Origin of the sequence: Syntrophus aciditrophicus SB (assembly GCF_000013405.1) — a bacterium.
GTDB classification, from domain to species: Bacteria; Desulfobacterota; Syntrophia; order Syntrophales; family Syntrophaceae; genus Syntrophus; species Syntrophus aciditrophicus.
In genome coordinates this window covers 2060155-2075670 of the sequence record NC_007759.1, presented here as the reverse complement: position 1 = coordinate 2075670, position 15516 = coordinate 2060155, and the positions used below count along the sequence as shown (strand labels likewise).

Sequence of the window (15516 nt, the reverse complement as noted above, 5' to 3'; positions counted from 1 at the left end):
TGCGATGCGCGGCCTCCTGAAACGGCAGAATGGGTTTACGCTTCTTGAACTGGTGACGGTGACGGTCCTTATCGCCCTCATGCTTTCCGTGGCCCTGCCTGTTTCTTATGACATGTTCAGCCGCTACAAGGCCGCGCTCCGGGCTCAGGAGGTCATGTTGTACGTTTCCGGGCTTCACCGGGAATCCTTCCTTTACAGCGAGGAGCATCTGCTGGATTCCCGGAACAGCACCCTGATGGTGAATGGAAAGGACATATCCTTTGATGGTGTGCTCATCTCCGTCGAGGAGCCGATTTTCTTCTACCGCACCGGTGCGACCTCCAACGGTGTAATCCGGATTGTCTCGGGCAGTGAACGTTATCTCCTGAATGTGACCGCTCCCTTTGGAGCACTCAAACTGGAGCCGGAGGAGGAGCGCGGATGACGCGGCCTGGAGCCTTGAAAACAGGCGGATTTCTTGTTCTGGAGATCCTTATCGCCGGCCTGATCCTTACCTCCGGAATCGCCGCGACCATGTATCTTTTCCGGATGGGCTTCGAACACCTGGAACGGGCGAAAATATCCAACACGCTGTCGGCGAAGCTTATTCAGGCCTCCGGTCTGATCCGGACTCTGGATCTGCAGAAAAAAAACGGAACGGAAGATATGGGCGACGGGGTCAGACTTACGTGGGAAGCCCGCCCGCTTTCTTCGATACAGCCGATCGCTGTCTCCGATGCGGGAAAGATTTCTTCTTCCCTTCATGACCTCTTTCTGTATCGGGTTGATTTTCATCTGTCGTTTCAGGGCGTGATGAGGGAATATCAGATCCATGTCTTCAGATACAAGTCGAAGTCTTCGACGAAAGATGCGCCGGGCTGAGTCTCGGGGCTACACGCTGATCGAGGTGGTCGTGGCCATCGCCATTTTCGCGGTGATGCTCATGCTGGCTGGGATGGCCTTGAATCAGGGTCTCCGCCAGTACCATGGGCTGATGGAGAAAGGGCTCGATTTCTGGAGCTATGCCCGGATGATCTGGATCGACAAAAGCTTCAACTCGGTGACCGATTATTACGTCCGGACTCGGGCTGACGGCTGGTTTCCTTACTTCCGGGGCGGCACGGACAGCGTTTCTTATGTGTCCCTTGCGCCATTGGCCGGAAAGCTGCCCGTGGTGGTCTGGATAAAAAAGGAGGCGGATGGGAACGGGAGCTCCGCCCTGACCTATTATGAACTTCCTGTTTATACGATGACTTATGAGGAAATTGACCGGAGCTGCCTCTTCGGCGATTACAGAAAAGGGCAGGCCATCCGGATGCTGGAACAGCTCGACGGCGTTTCATTCAGATATTACGGTTATGACGCCGCAAAAGGACGATACGAATGGTTTGACCGTTTTGAAGGAAACAGGATGAAACGGCTCCCAGCGCTGATCCAGGTATCCTATCGCCAGGGGGATTCGAAGGGCAGCCTGGTTTTCAACCTCAACGTAAATTCGCTGTTGAAGACGGCTTACAATGCGACCTATTCCAACAAACCATAACCGCGGATCAGCCAGCATCCTCATGGTCTTCATGGTGGCGGTGCTGCTGACCGTGGGGCTGGGATTCAACTGGCTGGTCAAGGAGCATCTCAAGGCCGCGGAAAGCCTGAAGAACAAGACGGAGGCCATCGTCATGGCGCGGTCGGCTTATGACACCCTGATTTATCTATTGCTCAACGGAAAAGTGATGCCCCGGGAGGTGGTCCTTTCGGGTTTCGACGAAATGACTTCGCTCCGGAAGCTTTCCCTGGATAATACGGCGGTGCCGTTAGACGGAGATGTGAATGTCCGTATTCAGGACAGCAACGGTCTGCTGTCCCTGAACACCCTCAACGCAGAGGCCATGAAACGGCTGATTACAAGGCTTATCCAGATGGAAAATCCCGCTGTTCCGGTCGACAGCGTGCGGGACTGGACCGACCAGGATGATCTTGCCCGCCTGAACGGGGCGGAGGCTTTTTTTTACAGGAAGGAGGGCAGATCCTACGTTCCCCGCAATTATGCCCTTCAGTATCCGGAGGAGTTCGGTTTTGTCCGGGGGATGTCTCCCGAGGGATATGAGCGGATCCGTTCCAGTCTGACTCTTCTGCCGACAACCGGGTTCAACCCGAATACCGCCCCCGACGATGTCATTGTGTCCGCGCTGGATATCGATGAGGAAGCGCTGAAGCGGATCAGGGCGTACAGGGAAGAGGTCGGGGCCATTACCGAAAGCGCGCTGCAGGTTCTGACCGGGCGCAGAATTTCAAGGACTGCCACGGCAGCCTCCTGCACACCCTCTCTTTACATGGATGTCAAGGTGAGTGCGGGACAGCCGAAGAGCATGTATTCCATTTACGCGGGACTGAGTTTGAGGCAGAGCAACGTTGCACCCTACAGCGTCATCTACTGGCGCGAGGAGTAGAAATGAGCATGGGACTGATCGCCGGTTACTGGCATAAAAATGGTCTGGAACTTTATCAGTACGTTCGGGGAAAGCCCGTCCGGATCGCCGGAGGTCCGCTGGAAAGTCTGTCGCCGGCGCGGGGAGTGCTGCAGAGGAATGTCCTGATTGTCGGTAGAGACCGCCTCCTTCATGTCCGGAAACGGTATCCTCCCGCCTCGAAGGAGAAACTCATGCAGGCGGTCAGCCTGGAGCTGGGGGAACTTTTCCCTTTTTCCCGGCCGGATTATTTCTGTCGTGTCTTCCGATCCTCTTCAGCTTATACGGAACTCGATATCTGGGCGTGGGAAAGCGAGTCCTATGATGCCTTGAGAAAAATTCTGCCCTTTCATTATGCAGTTCCGGAGGATGCCGCTTTTTCTTCAGCCGCCCCGGAGCTCATGGTGTGGACTTACGGGGGGATAACTCACCTTCTGGCGGCAGAAAACGGACGGTTTCTCGGCGCGGCTTCCCATCCGGCCGATGCGGTCACGGAAGGGGATGTCGGAAGATTCCTGAAGAGTCTGGATCCTTACGGGGTCGAAATCCAGAAAATCCGGATTTATGGAGAGCTTCCGTTTTCCTTGAAACAGACCCCTGACCTGACGGTGGCCAATGAGACCGACCGGGGGTACCCGCCGTGCATCGCTGCGCTTCCATCGGTTTCTTCCCGTGAATTCCGGGCTCGAGGGGAAGTGCAGCTTCCTTCATACCAGGGACTGCTGCTGCGGATTGTCCTCTATTGCATCCTCGGGTACGGGCTTTTTCTCTATCTGACCGTCCGGAATTTTGATCAATCCACTCAGGAGCTCCGGAAAATCTCCCGACAGATGGACCGGCAGATCCTCATGACGGACTCGGGCAAGGGGAACTCGCCCGAAGATTTTTCCGAGGTGCTCAAGGAGCTGAATGAAAAACGGGGGACTTTCCCGTCGCCGGTGCGCGCTCTGGATTTGCTGGCCCGGGTCCTGCCGAAGGGAAGTTACCTCAATACCGTATTCTTCAATGGGAATAATCTGGAAGTCTGGATTCTGTCCAGAGAGCCCCTGGATGTCCTCCGGGTGCTGGCTCAGCAGAAAGAAATCCGGAACGTCAGGCTTAAAGGCCCGCTGAACATGGAACAGAAAGCCGGGCAGTATGCATTCAGCGTAGCGATCGAGATGGCAGGATAAAAAAGATGACGGACGCGGGAAAACAGGATAAGCTGAAGATCGTCGGAATTTATCTGATTGTTATTCTCGCTCTTCTGCGGTTTCTGGTCTATCCTCTTTACAGCGCCGTGGAGAAGGAGAAACGGGTCTTTGATGCGCAGCGGGAGAGCTACCTTCTGAAAGTCCGTCTCCTGAATCAGCAGCAAAACAGAAAAACAGCTCCAGAAATGGTTAAAAAGGAAGAGCTGGCTCCTTATCTCTATGAGAAAAGCCAGGATTTCATGGAGATCCAGTTGGGAATCGTGCATCGGCTGAACGGTGTCGCCAGAGAAAAAGGAGGGGAACTGGTGCGGTTTGAAATTCTGGAAACGATTCCGGGGAAGACTCTCAGTGAAGCGCCCGTTACGCTCTGGTTCAGTGGTCCGCCAAAAACCCTCATGGACATCCTGCAGACGGTGGAAACATCCAAGAAAATCCTGGGCATCCGAAATATGGAGATGAACAGGGGGCCCAGGGATTACGTGCTTTCTCTGACCCTGTCGGCATACAGGCTGGAACAATGATCCGGAAATTTCTGCCTGATATCGTTATCGCAGCCGTCATTGTGTCGCTGGCCTTTTTTTTCGCGGCGGGACCGCCCCCTTTGCCCGCCAGGCTGTCCGGCCAGATGGAAAAAGCAGGAGATGCGAAACCCGACAGGGAACCGGGGAAACCATGGGTTCCTCAACAGCCGTCGGATTCGGCGCTGAAGAAGAGGAATCTCTTTGCCGAGAGCGGAAGCTATGACGTCAAGGACAATTCACCCATAACGGCGCTGCCGGAGAATCCTTATGCGCTGGTGGCCGTCCTGATGGGAAAGGAGAAGAAGGCGGTGCTCCGGGATTTCAACGGGGTGATCCGGACGTTTCCGGAGGGGAAAAAACTGATGGATGGATCCGTCATTGCCGAGATCGCTCCTCTTGCCGTCAAGCTGAAGAAAGGGAAAGAAACAAAGGAACTGAAGGTGTTTGATGTCCATCTCCGGACATCCGCGCCGGCGAAAAAGGAGACCGGAAAAATCGGTCGGAAAGGACGGTGAAATTCATGAAACGGTTGCCCCTGGTACTGTTGGCTGGAATGTCCGCCCTTGGAATAACCATTTTGTTTACGATGACTGGATTGGCTGATGATCTCTACACTTTTCGAGATAGAGGCGGACCCTCCTACTTCACCAATGTCCCCGGTCCGGGACGCAGCAAGGTGCGACTGCCTTTGGCGAAACTGCAGCCGCAGTATTCAAAGATATCGGCCATTCCGCGGAGGGGATGCACTGCGTCGCCTCACGGCCCTGATTACAGCGAGGTCATTTTGTCCGCCTGCAAGCGGTTTTCTGTTGATCCCGACCTGGTCAGGGCAGTGATCAAAGCGGAATCGAATTTCGATCCTCAGGCCCTGTCGCCCAAGGGAGCCATGGGATTGATGCAGCTCATGCCGGATACCGCGCGGGATATGGGTGTATCCGATCCGTTTGATCCGGTTGAAAACATTCACGGCGGTGTCGGTTATTTAAGTCGCTTACTGACCAACCAGAACGGCGACCTGATCCGGGCGCTTGCGGCGTATAATGCCGGACCGACGCGGGTGATGACCTATGGAGGCATCCCTCCCTTCCGGGAAACATGGAATTATGTCAAGAGGGTCATGAACTACTATCAGATTTTCAAGGGGAAAGAAGATATATGACGATGACGGGATTCCATCGAAAGGTGCTGACTGGTGTTCTGATTTTCCTGCTTCCGGTTTTCCTGATCGGTTGTACGTCCCCGCCAGCCTGGCATCAGCCGGTGACCCTGGAAAGGTCAGCAGGAAAAGACCTGCAAAGTGAAGAGGCCGGAGGGATCGGACCTTCAGAGGAGGCAAAGCAGCCTGTTGTTGAGGAGATCAGGATTCCTGCCTTCGAACGGAAAGCGCCGGAGAAAATGCTTCCACCCAGCCAGCCCATCGATCCCCGTCGCCTCACGATGGCGAACCAGCCGGTGACGCTGAATGCCGAAAGGGTGCCGCTCTCTGATTTCGTCATCTATGCCCTGGGGGAAACGTTGAAGGTCGCCTTCGTGATGGATGAAAAAATGATGAACAATAAAAAACCGATCACAATCAGGATGCCCCAGGCCATGCCCCCGGACAGGGCGCTGAACGTGATTCTGGGATTGCTGGAAAAGGAGCGGATTTATCTGGAAGAAAGGGCCGGCGCCCTTTATGTCCTTGAAGTGCCGCCTGAACCCCGGTCTCCCGTCGATGTCCGGATAGGCGTTTCTTCCGTGGATTCTCCGGCGGACATCCTGCAGATCGTACCCCTGCTCCACATCCGTCCTCAGGATGTGGAGCCCCTCATCAAGGATCTTTTCAGGTCAGACGTTGAGATCAAGCCATACACCCGGGAAAATGTCATGATCCTCCATGGCCGGGCGTCCCGGATGAGGCCGGTTCTCGAGTTTATCGCCACCTTTGACGTCCCTTATCTCCGGGACAAGAATCTCCTTCTTATAAGGTTGACGTACTGGCAGACAGAGGAATTTATTTCTCAGCTCACGAAAATTCTCGAGGGACTGGGATTTGCCGTCGCCAGAATGCCGAAAGAGCCGGGGCCTTACTTTCTGCCCGTCAAGCAGTTGAATGCCGTCCTTGCGGTCTGCCCCGACGGACAGACAGCAAGGACCATCCGGGGATGGAAGGAGAAGCTGGACACTCCGGAAGCGGCAGGGACGGAGTTCAAGACGTATACCTTCATTCCGAAATATTCCCGGGCAACCGATCTGCTTGAGTCCATCCAGAAACTTTACGGGTCAATGCCGTCATCCGACAGCCGGATGGTTCAACCGGCTGCGCTTACAACGCCAAGAGGCGTGCCGGCAAGGCCTGGAAGCGACAGAGGCGATGCCTTTGATGCCGCCGGGCTGAGAATGTCGGCGGATGACAGAAAGAACATGATCATTATCCTCAGCAAGCCGGACGTCTATCGAAATCTGCTGAATCTCCTCCAGGCCCTGGATGTGCCCGCCCGGCAGGTGCTCATCGAAGCGACCATCGTCGAACTGACGCTGACGGATGAGTTGAAGTACGGCGTGGAATGGTTTATCAGAAATTCCTGGGACGGCGATTCCTATACGCTGGGGACGCTGGGCAAACTCGGTTTGGAACCGCTGGGTCTGACCTATGCGTTCCTGAGCAGAACGGGACAATTTGAGGCTTTGATCAGCGCCCTTGCAGAAAAGAGTAAAGCCAACATTCTTTCCACGCCGCGGCTGATGGTTCTCGACAATATGGAGGCCACCATTCAGGTCGGCAAAGATGTCCCGACAGTGACCGGACAGATTTCCACCCTGGACAGCGTCAACACGACGGACTCGACAAGCGTTTCCCAGAGTATTCAGTACCGGAGCACCGGCGTGATGCTCAAGGTGAAGCCGACCATCAATACGGAAGGCCTGATGACGCTCGAGATCACCCAGGAGGTATCCGATATCGCGGAAACTCCGGGTGTCGGCGATTCCCCGATTATCCTGACCCGGCGCATCAACACGTCCATCATTGCCGCGCATGGACAGACAATCGTCCTGGGAGGACTGATGCAGGAAAATCAGAGCCTGGGTGAAAGCAAGGTGCCGCTGCTCGGCGATATTCCCATATTGGGAAACCTGTTCAAGGCGACATCGAAGACAAAGGACAAGACGGAGCTTCTCGTCCTCGTTACGCCCACGATTCTGACGGATCCCAATGACGCCGTAAAAATAACCGACCAGCTTCGGAAGGAATTGAAGTGGATCAAGTAGCGGTTTTCTTGTGAATTTCAGTGCGTTTCCTGCATGAAATTTTCGCGGGCCTTTTTCATCCCGGAGTTTTGAGACAACTCTTCATGCCACGGCTCATTCTCCCCAGCTGATTGTGCCGGATCATTCAGATCAGCAGCGACGCAACAAACACCCCGACCATTGTGAACGCGATGGCCAGTTTGAGCGCGGTAGAGACGAGCAGTCCAAACCATGTGGCGGCGCTCACTCTGCCGGCGCGAAACAGGTCTCTGTGCGCGATGAATTCACCGATTGCGGCGCCTGCCAGCGGCATGAACAGAAGCCCCCAGAGACCGCTGAATATGCCTGCGAGAGTGCCGACGGCAGCGCCGATGATACCCTGCCTGCTTGCGCCTGCCCGTTTGGCGGACACGGCCGCGGCGGCATAGTCGATGACGATGCTGAGAACCGCCAGAACTGCCATCGCCATAACCGTAAAAACGCTGATGCGCTGAAAATCGTCGATCCATGCGGCGAGAAGCAAGCCGCCGAAAATCAGCGGCACGCCGGGCAGCGATGGGAGCAGGGTGCCGGCGAGGCCGGCAAGTACCATCAAAAAGGCGATTATCCAGAGCGTGGTTGTCATTTTAATACTCTGAAGTTGTCCAGGGGAAAATGAAGATTGCCGCTCCAGTCTGAAACGGGTTGTTTCCGCGTCTGCCGGTTTGCGCTCAGAGTAAGCCGGTGCTGAAATACCGTTCCGCCCGGTCCGCAAGAACCGTGGCTATCGTCCATTCCGGATGTTCCATGGCTATCTGCCTCGCGGCCCATACGTTTGCCCCGGATGAAGTTCCGCATAAAAGAGAATTATTTGATGCAAGCTCACGCGTTGTCCTGATTGCATCGTCATCAGAGACTTCAATTATTCTGTCGATCAGGGAAACGTTGAGAATTTCAGGGATGAATCCATCCCCGATTCCCTGGATCTGGTGTAAACCCGGCTCATGACCGAGAAGAGCGGATACGTTTTTGGGCTCCACGGCCACAATGGTCACGTCCGGATTCCTCTCCTTCAGAAAAGAGCCAACCCCCTGAATCGTTCCGCCGCTTCCAATTCCCGAAATAAAGGCATCGATTTTATGTTCCGCCTGTTTCCAGAGTTCCGGCGCGGTATGTGTGAAGTGGGCCAGTGCGTTAGCAGGGTTCTTGAATTGATTCGGCATATATCCATGGAATTCTTCAACAAGTTCTTCCGCCTTTTTGATCGCGCCGGCTATGTTCTCACTGTCCGGAGTCAGAACGAGATTTCCGCCCAGAACCTTAATGATATGCTTTCTCTCCTCGCTCATACCTTCGGGCATGACAATAAATACTTCATATCCCTTTGCAGCCCCGACGAGCGTTATTCCAATTCCGGTATTGCCCGAGGTCGGCTCGACAATTTTCATTCCCGGTTTCAGTGTTCCATCCCGTTCCGCCGCTTCGATCATTGCCAGGCCAATGCGGTCTTTTATACTTCCTCCAGGATTAAGAAATTCAGCCTTGGCGATTATATTTTCGTTTCTCAGCCGAATTAAAGGCGTGTTTCCTATCAGTTCCATTACATCATGTGTGTCCATATCCCGTTACTTCCCATAGCTTTAAATTTTTGCAGTTGAAAATCAAGAATACGAAATCTGTCTTCGATGATTTGGAGCACTCCATAACACATCCTCTTTTCTATTCAAAACAAATAAATCCATAATAACGGTTAAATGCGGATTTAAAGACATTCGGCCATTCCAGTGACCGGAATTGAAACACATTGTAATTAGTGGGAATTCTGTCTTATGATGGAGGCGTTGGTTTGTGAGAATCCGGTCCGCAACGGTCTTTTGCGGCCGGTCTGCAGATCAATTGCGCCAACAGGGTCTTATGAAAGGCGGGAATGAACGGATCAAGGGATGACGCACGCTTGCATGCTGATTACAAATCAACAATATCACAACAAGTTTACCTGAACTCCTTTTGCCAGATATCCAATAATCAGAAAGCTCAGTGTAAACGCGTGGACTTTGATAGCGGCAAGATTGGCAGGGGCCATCTTCAGTCTGTCGTGATAATTTTTTCTTAATATTATGAGGGAATTGAAGGCGGCAGGGATCGACAGGAATCCAAGGAGTACCTGGAGCGATGAGACGCCGAAGAAGACAGCCAGGAGCAGAGTGGCGTAAGCGCTGATCAGTCCGGCTGAATACAGGAGGATACCGGCTTTTTTCCCGAAGCGGGCAACGAGGTTCAGTTTGCCTGCCTGGCGATCCTCTTCATAATCAGGTATTTCGTTGATAACGATCATGGACCACATGAGAAACCCGGGAACCAGCGATATGATGAAGGGTTCCCAGGCAATCGATCCGGTCTGCGCATAGAAAGCCCCCAGACAGATTACCGGGCCGAAATTGATAAGAAGGCTGAACTCGCCGAAACCCCGATAGCCGTACCGTATGGGCGGCACGCTGTAAAAAACGGAAGAAAAAAGACCGATGCCCACGAAGATCAGAACGGGCCAGCCGACGGATAGAGTCAGGTAAACCGCCGTGATCAGAGCAAGGAAATAGCAGAAAATCGATACGCAAAACACATTTCTGGCTGAAAGAAGACGCCCCGCTAAAACACCGCTCCCGCCGGTGTAGGGATTTTTCTCTCCGCCGTGGGAACGGTCCACCGCGTGGAGATAATCAAAGACGTCATCGATCATGTTGAGGCCGATATGATGCAGTGCCACCCCGGAAATGACCATGACAAAATATAGAAAATGAAATTCCCGGAAAGTCGCCCAGGCAATGACGCTTCCCAGCAGGGCGGGGAAGATGCTTGTGGGCACGAACTGAAGGCGGAAAGCCTGAATCCATCGATCCACGACGCCTGGTTCCCTTTCCTCCTTCGCATGTGTCAAGTCTATTTTAAGCGGCATGGCAGACACCTCGGATATCCTTGATATTCTGTCTTTATTTGAGGACCGGAAATTAATAATACCATGGATTGGCATTGAAGTCTTCCATGGGACAGGGAAGGCAGTAAAACCTCATTTCAGGAAGGGATGGGACCTCTTGCCTCTTTACATTTATTGTTCCTGGAACTTGAAATATGGGGAGATCGGGGGGAACGGCTTTGGGGGTTTATTGTGATGCCGGCTGTATTTCCCGTGTCCTGTACCCGGGACGGTTACTTTGGTCTGCAGGGTCGCGGCGGTTGGGGACCCGGAATGCCTTACTGTAAATGAACTGTTTCCTGTTGAAGATCCGCTGCTTTTCCGTCCTCACTGTTCTGGCGTACCAGCATCTCCTGGACCTTCGGCTGATTTATGACAGGCGGTTCCTTTGGGACAGTCGCTTCGGGATTTGCAGTCATCCGCATTTTTGAATTATTTTCTGAAAACGAATCTTCCGGTGCGTCTTCGCTGAGCCTGAACTTTGCAAGTTCACGGCCTATGACGCCGTAGAGGTCAGGCAGCCAGGAGGGTTGGGACGGCAAGTTGAGGGCTGGGTCGCTCTTGCGCAGATCATGGGGTGCGATGACCACTTTCACATTTCTCGGACGCGTTTTGGCGACCAGTACAAAGAGTTCCTCTATGGCTTTGTTGCCCATTGCGAGACAGCCATGGGATCTGGTTTTGCCGTGGATGAAGATATCGCCGCCGAGGTTTGAACGCTGTTCGTTCCGGGCCATCTGAAGATCGTAGGCGTTGGGATAATTGATCTTCATGGATAGGTGAAAACGGCTGGCGGGATTGAGGCTGACGATCTGATAGATTCCTTCGGGCACCTGATAATCTCCTTTTTTCCGCTTAGGCCCCCGGCTGCCGCTGGCGGCAAGGATATCATAGGTGCGTACATGAACCCAGTTCCCGTCGTATCTGGTCCAGACTTCCAGTTTCTTTTCCTCTTTCAGCACGACGAAAGCAAGCCGACGGGAGGGATAGGGGAGGCCGGCCTTTTCGAAAAACGGTTTGATGCGCGCTTCGGCCCTGGGGCCTATCTTCCGGATCACTCCGGCAACAGAGGGTTTTTCCTCGAAGAATTCGAAATAAGATAAGGGATAATCATTGGAAAACGCGAAGCCGCCCCCCTGTCGGGGAACCGCCGTGAACAGCACGAACACCGCGAGGGCGGTCAGAATGCGGCATCTTCGTTTACATGCGTCAACGTCCATGTATGCTCAAAAAATTGCGCCGCCCGTTCGGAATCATGCGGACGAATCAACATCCGCCGGGGCATTCGAAAATCTAAAAACGAAAAAAGCAGATTAATAAGACCAGCTGATCATCATCGTATTTCTTTGGGGATTGCATGTTCGGAGATTTTTAACTCCAAAGATTCCATAATGCAACAAAAAGATGGGCGATCGAAATGTCCCGGAAAGCCTGAACCTGTTCAAGCAACGTCTTGACAGGAAAGAAGGAGTATGATTTGATGCCCGCCACATAGCGCATAAGGGGAGGTCGTGGTTTCGGCCTGAGAGTTCCGCAAACGTGAGCGGAAGACCCTCACAACCTGATCCGGGTAATGCCGGCGGAGGGAGTGCAAGAGAAAAATTAAGCCCTTATGCATTGAAAATTCAGCATGAGGGCTTTTTGTTTGAGGTATGAAATGAGGGTGCACAATAAAAAAATAATCGGGGAGCCCAGCCTTTATCTTGTTCTCAGTGAAGAATACGGCGCCGGAAGGTCCGTGATGTCCATCGCCGAGGAGGCTGTTGCCGGGGGCATCGATATCCTGCAGATGCGGGAAAAACACAAGTCGCGGGAGGATCTCCTCCGACTGGGGAGCGCCCTTGGCGAGCTGTGCCGAAAAAACAAAGTGACCTTTATCGTCAACGACGACCCTCTGCTGGCCGCGGAGCTGGATGCCGACGGCGTACACATGGGGCAGAAAGATCTGCAGCGATGTCCCCTCGACGAAGTGCGGCGGATTATCGGAATCGACCGGATCATCGGTCTGTCCACGCATTCCCTGGAGCAGTTTCAAAGGGCAAACACGCTGGATGTCGATTATCTCGCCTTCGGTCCAATCTTTCCGACGCAGACCAAGGACTATTCCATCGGGACGGCAGACATCAGGGAAACACTCCGCGTAGCCTTGAAGCCTGTCGTCTTTATCGGCGGCGTCAATACGGCCAACCTCGGCATCCTTCTCAAGGAAGGGGCAGCCAGCATGGCGCTGATTCGGGACATCATGCAGGCGGATGATGTGGCTTCGCGGACGGCCTGGTATAAATCCCAACTGGCAAAAGGCGGAATAAACGCGAAATGAGAGTGCGAATCAACGGCAGAGAGGAAGCCCTGCCTGACAGCGTCACGACCCTGCAGGAACTCGTCCGCGACAGGGGCCTGGTCCCTGAGCACATTGTCATCGAGGTGAATCTTCAGGTGATTTTCCGGGATGACTGGCCGAAGGTCAGCCTGCGGGATGAAGATCGTATCGAAATCGTCAGTTTCGTTGGAGGAGGATAATGTTGGAAGATACGCTGGAAATCGGAGGAAAAAGGATTGCCTGCCGGCTTTTTGTGGGGACGGGAAAGTATTCGAGCCACGCGGTGATGCGGGAGGTCCTGCTGGCTGCCGGGGCCGATGTGGTGACCGTTGCTCTGAGAAGGGTCGACGGCAGCGTGAAGACGGAGAATATCCTCGATTATGTTCCGCAGTCCTGCACGGTGATGATCAACACCTCCGGTGCGAGAAATGCCGAGGAGGCGATTCGGATTGCCCGGCTCGCCAGGGCCGCGGGTGCGGGAAACTGGATCAAGGTCGAGGTCATTGCCGACAGCAGATATCTTCTGCCCGACAACATGGAAACCCTCAAGGCGACGGAAATTCTCGTCAGGGAAGGTTTTGTCGTCTTTCCCTACATGAGTCCCGATCTGTCCATGGCCAGGCGGATGGCAGACTGCGGCGCCTCCGCCGTGATGCCCCTCGGTTCGCCCATCGGAACCAACAGAGGGCTCAGGACGGAAGAACTGGTGGACATCATGATCCGGGAAATTTCAGTGCCGATTGTCGTGGACGCCGGATTGGGAAAGCCCTCCGATGCCTGCCGGTGCATGGAGATGGGGTGCGCGGCCGTGATGGTCAATACAGCCATCGCCGTTTCCCGGAATCCCGTGGAATTTGCCCGGGCATTCAGCATGGCGGTCAAGGCGGGAAGGCTGGCCTGGCGGAGCGGCCTGCCCGAAATCGCGGGCGGTGCAAGGGCCTCTTCGCCCCTGACGGGATTCTTGAGGGATACTGAGTGAGGAATTATCGGAATGAGTTTTTATGATGTCTTTTGCAGATACCGGAATTCCGAATGGGAAGCGGTCTTAGCCGCAGTTTCGGGGGCGGATATTGAGAGGGCTCTCCAGAGGGAATTCCTCGACTTTTCTGATTTTCTCGCGCTTCTTTCTCCTGAGGCGGAGCGTTATCTGGAGCCCATGGCTCAGAGGGCGCGGGAATTGACGCTTCGGTATTTCGGCCGTGCCATCCAGCTCTACGCGCCCATTTACGTATCGGATTACTGCGAAAACGCCTGCCTTTACTGCAGCTTCAGCGCGAGAAATCAGCGCGAGCGGAAAAGATTGAGCCTGGAAGAAGTGGACCGGGAGGCGAAATGCATCGCCGAAACAGGTCTTCGGCATATCCTTATGCTGACAGGCGAATCAAAAAAAATGAGTCCGGTCGGTTATCTCCGGGATTGCACGCGTGTGCTCAAAAGGCGTTTCTCTTCCGTTGCTGTTGAGGTTTATGCCCTCTCTGAAGGGGATTATGCCGAACTGGTTTCTGAAGGCGTCGACGGGCTCACCCTTTATCAGGAAACCTACGACGAAGACCTCTATCGGATTATCCATCCCTCGGGACGGAAGCGGGATTTCCGCTTCCGTCTGGAGGCTCCGGAGCGCGGGGCGGCAGCCCGGATGAGGCAGGTGAATATCGGCGCCCTTTTAGGCCTGGCAGACTGGAGGCAAGATGTTCTTTTTGTAGGACTCCATGCCCGGTATCTGCAGGAGCAGTTTCCCGATGTGGAAATCGGCGCCTCCGTTCCCAGATTGAGGCCTTTCGTCGGTTCGTTTCAGGGTTCATGCAGGGTAAGCGACAAAAACATGGTGCAGATTATTCTGGCCCTGCGGCTTTTTATCCCCCGACTGGGAATCGCCCTTTCCACCCGCGAAGATTCCCGCTTCCGTGACAACCTCATCCCCCTGGGAATTACCCGGATGTCGGCCGGTTCCGCAACCAGTGTCGGCGGTTACACAAAGGCGGCCGGACAGAACGAAGGTCTGCCCCAGTTCGAGATCGCCGATTCCCGGACTATTCCGGAAATAATGGCCCGGCTTCGGGAAAAAGGCTACGAACCGGTATTGAACGATTGGATTGCAGGCCTGTGAATACGGCATTTCATCAACATTTGATTGCTAAAATCGGCAGGGAAAACTTCGAAAGGGTGCGGCGGACCATGGTCGGCATTGCCGGGGCCGGCGGTCTGGGATCAAATTGCGCGGCGCACCTCGTGCGGGTCGGTTTCCGTAAACTGAAACTTGTCGATTTCGATGTGGTCGAGACGGGAAATCTGGATCGCCAGTTTTACTTTGCAGATCAGGTCGGGATGTACAAGGTCGAAGCCCTCCGGCAGAACCTCCTGCGCATTTCTTCCGATCTCGAACTCGCCGTTGAAGTCAGAAAGATCGAACAGACCTCGGTGAGAGGCCTCTTTTCCAATTGCCCTATCGTAGCTGAATGCCTGGACAAGGCGGAAGACAAGAGCATGCTGGTTTCGGAACTGCTGCCCCTTGATAAATTTATTGTGGCGGTCTCCGGGATTGGCGGCTGTGGTTCGAGTGACGACATCAGGGTGCATCCGTTGAAGAAAAATTTCGTCCTTATCGGAGATCTGCATTCCGATATCGCGTTCCGGCCCGCCCTTTCTCCGAAAGTCAACATCGTTGCGGCCAAACAGGCCGACACAATCCTCGAACGGGTGCTGTCGCATCCCGTCTCTTAACCGTTCCATCGGGAAATCCCCGCGTGTTTTCATAACCCGCCTTTGCGGCGATGCACAAAATTTTGCTTTCAGATCATTGATGAAATCAAGCGGGTAAGACAAAGGTGATACCGCCATCTGCAGGAGGGCCCGCGGCAAG

General features: G+C 54.1%; 18 protein-coding genes and 1 riboswitch. Of the genes, 14 read left to right on the top strand and 4 right to left on the bottom strand.

Annotated elements, in window-relative coordinates; genetic code table 11:
• The first annotated feature begins 4 nt into the window (after nt 1–4).
• From SYN_RS09525 to gspD, 9 genes are read left to right on the top strand one after another with little or no spacing between them, the layout of a single operon-like run.
• A complete protein-coding gene (locus tag SYN_RS09525) occupies nt 5–424 on the top strand; it encodes a pilus assembly FimT family protein (protein ID WP_011417895.1) in 420 nt (139 codons plus the stop codon).
• Nucleotides 421–861, top strand: coding sequence for a hypothetical protein (locus SYN_RS09520; RefSeq protein ID WP_011417894.1), 441 nt, complete (start codon nt 421–423; stop codon nt 859–861). Before SYN_RS09525 ends, SYN_RS09520 begins: the two co-directional genes overlap by 4 nt.
• Nucleotides 812–1522, top strand: coding sequence for a PulJ/GspJ family protein (locus SYN_RS09515; protein WP_011417893.1), 711 nt, complete (start codon nt 812–814; stop codon nt 1520–1522). The genes SYN_RS09520 and SYN_RS09515 overlap by 50 nt, the downstream gene beginning before the upstream one ends.
• Nucleotides 1497–2426 carry a general secretion pathway protein GspK gene (locus SYN_RS09510; RefSeq protein WP_011417892.1) on the top strand — a complete coding sequence of 310 codons (930 nt, stop codon included), beginning with the start codon at nt 1497–1499 and terminating at the stop codon, nt 2424–2426. Before SYN_RS09515 ends, SYN_RS09510 begins: the two co-directional genes overlap by 26 nt.
• Nucleotides 2427–2428: 2 nt before the next feature.
• Nucleotides 2429–3616: a hypothetical protein gene (locus SYN_RS09505; RefSeq protein WP_011417891.1), complete on the top strand. Its 1188-nt coding sequence runs from the start codon at nt 2429–2431 to the stop codon at nt 3614–3616.
• Nucleotides 3617–3621: 5 nt separating this feature from the next.
• Nucleotides 3622–4158, top strand: coding sequence for a hypothetical protein (locus SYN_RS09500; RefSeq protein ID WP_011417890.1), 537 nt, complete (start codon nt 3622–3624; stop codon nt 4156–4158).
• The gene (locus SYN_RS09495) at nt 4155–4673 is read left to right on the top strand and encodes a hypothetical protein (RefSeq protein WP_011417889.1); all 519 of its coding nucleotides are present in this window, start codon (nt 4155–4157) and stop codon (nt 4671–4673) included. The genes SYN_RS09500 and SYN_RS09495 overlap by 4 nt, the downstream gene beginning before the upstream one ends.
• A 5-nt stretch (nt 4674–4678) precedes the next feature.
• Entirely contained in the window at nt 4679–5317 is a 639-nt protein-coding gene (locus tag SYN_RS09490) for a lytic transglycosylase domain-containing protein (RefSeq protein ID WP_202943549.1), read from the top strand.
• Entirely contained in the window at nt 5314–7407 is a 2094-nt protein-coding gene (gene gspD, locus SYN_RS09485) for a type II secretion system secretin GspD (protein WP_041584949.1), read from the top strand. Before SYN_RS09490 ends, gspD begins: the two co-directional genes overlap by 4 nt.
• A 124-nt stretch (nt 7408–7531) precedes the next feature.
• Here the strand turns inward: gspD and SYN_RS09480 are convergent, their stop codons facing one another.
• The 4 genes from SYN_RS09480 to SYN_RS15820 form a co-directional block, all read right to left on the bottom strand.
• Nucleotides 7532–8140: a DUF456 domain-containing protein gene (locus SYN_RS09480; protein WP_011417886.1), complete on the bottom strand. Its 609-nt coding sequence runs from the start codon at nt 8138–8140 to the stop codon at nt 7532–7534.
• Entirely contained in the window at nt 8097–8984 is an 888-nt protein-coding gene (gene cysK, locus SYN_RS09475) for a cysteine synthase A (RefSeq protein WP_011417885.1), read from the bottom strand. The genes SYN_RS09480 and cysK overlap by 44 nt, the downstream gene beginning before the upstream one ends.
• A gap of 362 nt (nt 8985–9346) precedes the next feature.
• Nucleotides 9347–10318, bottom strand: a complete 972-nt coding sequence (locus SYN_RS09470) for a prenyltransferase (RefSeq protein ID WP_041584947.1) — start codon at nt 10316–10318, stop codon at nt 9347–9349.
• Nucleotides 10319–10614: 296 nt separating this feature from the next.
• Nucleotides 10615–11556, bottom strand: coding sequence for a L,D-transpeptidase family protein (locus SYN_RS15820; protein ID WP_011417882.1), 942 nt, complete (start codon nt 11554–11556; stop codon nt 10615–10617).
• Between the two features lie 270 nt (nt 11557–11826).
• A riboswitch (TPP riboswitch) is annotated at nt 11827–11941 on the top strand.
• A 40-nt stretch (nt 11942–11981) separates the two neighbouring features.
• On the opposite strand from SYN_RS15820, the gene thiE reads away from it, so the two are divergent.
• From thiE to thiF, 5 genes are read left to right on the top strand one after another with little or no spacing between them, the layout of a single operon-like run.
• On the top strand, nt 11982–12656 hold the full coding sequence (gene thiE, locus SYN_RS09455; RefSeq protein ID WP_158302960.1) for a thiamine phosphate synthase: 675 nt from the start codon (nt 11982–11984) through the stop codon (nt 12654–12656).
• On the top strand, nt 12653–12856 hold the full coding sequence (thiS, locus tag SYN_RS09450) for a sulfur carrier protein ThiS (protein WP_011417880.1): 204 nt from the start codon (nt 12653–12655) through the stop codon (nt 12854–12856). Before thiE ends, thiS begins: the two co-directional genes overlap by 4 nt.
• A 2-nt stretch (nt 12857–12858) precedes the next feature.
• Nucleotides 12859–13635 (top strand): thiazole synthase, encoded by a 777-nt coding sequence (locus SYN_RS09445; protein ID WP_041585610.1) that lies wholly within the window; start codon nt 12859–12861, stop codon nt 13633–13635.
• A 12-nt stretch (nt 13636–13647) separates the two neighbouring features.
• Nucleotides 13648–14763: a 2-iminoacetate synthase ThiH gene (gene thiH / locus SYN_RS09440; protein ID WP_011417878.1), complete on the top strand. Its 1116-nt coding sequence runs from the start codon at nt 13648–13650 to the stop codon at nt 14761–14763.
• Nucleotides 14760–15377 (top strand): sulfur carrier protein ThiS adenylyltransferase ThiF, encoded by a 618-nt coding sequence (gene thiF, locus SYN_RS09435; RefSeq protein ID WP_083756481.1) that lies wholly within the window; start codon nt 14760–14762, stop codon nt 15375–15377. Before thiH ends, thiF begins: the two co-directional genes overlap by 4 nt.
• The last annotated feature ends 139 nt before the right edge of the window (nt 15378–15516 follow it).

Coding starts and splice junctions, on each gene's coding strand:
- SYN_RS09515 (WP_011417893.1), top strand. CDS start 812: ATGTCTTCAGATACAAGTCGAAGTCTTCGACGAAAGATGCGCCGGGCT.
- SYN_RS09525 (WP_011417895.1), top strand. CDS start 5: ATGCGCGGCCTCCTGAAACGGCAGAATGGGTTTACGCTTCTTGAACTG.
- SYN_RS09500 (WP_011417890.1), top strand. CDS start 3,622: ATGACGGACGCGGGAAAACAGGATAAGCTGAAGATCGTCGGAATTTAT.
- thiS (WP_011417880.1), top strand. CDS start 12,653: ATGAGAGTGCGAATCAACGGCAGAGAGGAAGCCCTGCCTGACAGCGTC.
- cysK (WP_011417885.1), bottom strand. CDS start 8,984: ATGGACACACATGATGTAATGGAACTGATAGGAAACACGCCTTTAATT.
- SYN_RS09490 (WP_202943549.1), top strand. CDS start 4,679: ATGAAACGGTTGCCCCTGGTACTGTTGGCTGGAATGTCCGCCCTTGGA.
- gspD (WP_041584949.1), top strand. CDS start 5,314: ATGACGATGACGGGATTCCATCGAAAGGTGCTGACTGGTGTTCTGATT.
- SYN_RS15820 (WP_011417882.1), bottom strand. CDS start 11,556: ATGGACGTTGACGCATGTAAACGAAGATGCCGCATTCTGACCGCCCTC.
- SYN_RS09495 (WP_011417889.1), top strand. CDS start 4,155: ATGATCCGGAAATTTCTGCCTGATATCGTTATCGCAGCCGTCATTGTG.
- SYN_RS09470 (WP_041584947.1), bottom strand. CDS start 10,318: ATGCCGCTTAAAATAGACTTGACACATGCGAAGGAGGAAAGGGAACCA.
- SYN_RS09505 (WP_011417891.1), top strand. CDS start 2,429: ATGAGCATGGGACTGATCGCCGGTTACTGGCATAAAAATGGTCTGGAA.
- thiH (WP_011417878.1), top strand. CDS start 13,648: ATGAGTTTTTATGATGTCTTTTGCAGATACCGGAATTCCGAATGGGAA.
- SYN_RS09510 (WP_011417892.1), top strand. CDS start 1,497: ATGCGACCTATTCCAACAAACCATAACCGCGGATCAGCCAGCATCCTC.
- SYN_RS09520 (WP_011417894.1), top strand. CDS start 421: ATGACGCGGCCTGGAGCCTTGAAAACAGGCGGATTTCTTGTTCTGGAG.